1 protein-coding gene is annotated in these 1,392 nt (G+C 37.8%); it reads left to right on the top strand.

What is annotated here, in order from left to right; all coding sequences use genetic code 11:
• Positions 1-73 precede the first annotated feature (73 nt).
• Complete coding sequence (locus FTV18_RS15590) at positions 74-1,378, top strand: IS4 family transposase (protein WP_180018808.1); 1,305 nt, start codon at positions 74-76, stop codon at positions 1,376-1,378.
• Positions 1,379-1,392 lie beyond the last annotated feature (14 nt).

Below are 1,392 nucleotides of genomic sequence, written 5' to 3'. Positions count from 1 at the left end.
TAATGCCAGTCAGTTAAGCAAATATTAGTAAAATGTAGTAAAAATGAGTGTATGTAAATACGCTCATTTTTTTATGACTTTATCTGAAAATTTAGATTGCACCCTTCAACATTCTTTACCTTCACTTAGCCATTTTAGTGAATTTATTGATTTCAACTGGATTGAGGAAAGTCTGCATCAAACAGGTAAGGCATCAATTAGAAGAAGGAAGTTACCTGCTGAACATGTGGTGTGGCTTGTCATTGGACTCGCTTTATTTCGAAATCAACCTATCGGATATGTCGTAGAACAGCTAAAACTTGTATTTGGTACAACAGAATATTGTGTTCCTAGCGCAGTAGTACAAGCACGACAACGTTTAGGATCAGAACCTTTAAATGCGCTATTTTCTTTACTTAGCCAAGCCTGGTTTGAAGAATCTCAGCAGCAATACTCAAACTTTCACGGTCTGAGTGTGTGCGCTGTTGATGGTGTTGTTTGGTCTATGCCTTATACAGATGAGAATTTTGCACACTTTGGTTCATCTAAAGGAAAAACTGCTGATGCTCCTTATCCACAAGTGAGAGCAACCTGCTTAGTAAATACCGCGACCCATGAAATTATAGATGCTCAAATAGGCAGTATGGATCAAGGTGAACTCACACTGGCAAGCCAATTATCTCCTTGTTCACACAGTATTACCCTATTTGATCGAGCCTATTTCTCTGCAGATTTTCTCATCGGGTGGCAAAAACGTGCAGAAGAAAGTCATTGGCTTATGTGTGCAAAAGATAATTTACGGTATGAGATTGTGGAGCGTAATTCGCAACATGACTTTCATATTAGAATGCCGATATCAACAAGAGCTAAAAAACTTAATCCAGCCTTAGGAGACTATTGGGAGGCACGTCTCATTGAGGTTGAGCAGGCAGGTAAGATTAGACGTTATATCACTTCACTAATAGATTCAAAGAGATATCCATTATTAGCTTTAGCAAAACTCTATGCCCAGCGTTGGGAAATAGAAATGTGTTACCGAGAAATCAAGAGTAACTTACAGGAAGGGAAGCATTTAAGGAGTAAACAACCTGCCTTGATTTATCAAGAATTATGGGGAGTCTTTATTGCCTATAATATTCTAAGAAGACAAATGAAATATATGGCGCAACGTGCAAAAGTCAGTCCTTTGAGAATGAGCTTTCATATTACCTCTATTGCTATCCTTAACCTATTGAAGTTTGATTCTTTGGCTTCCGCAGGTAATTTGCCTAAACATCTAGAAAGTTTAATGGAAAAATCTAAAAGGTATGTTTTACCGAAAAAAAGAAGTAGAAACTACCCACGAGTTGTGAAAGGGAAACCACAGAAATACCCAAAAAAATGCCAGTCAATCTCTTAACTGACTGGCATTAC

The organism is Acinetobacter sp. YH12241, from assembly GCF_013417535.1.
GTDB lineage: Bacteria > Pseudomonadota > Gammaproteobacteria > Pseudomonadales > Moraxellaceae > Acinetobacter.
This window is presented reverse-complemented; position numbering and strand designations above follow the sequence as displayed.

Excerpts from the sequence above, each read along its gene's own strand:
- FTV18_RS15590 (WP_180018808.1), top strand. The coding sequence starts at position 74 with ATGACTTTATCTGAAAATTTAGATTGCACCCTTCAACATTCTTTACCT.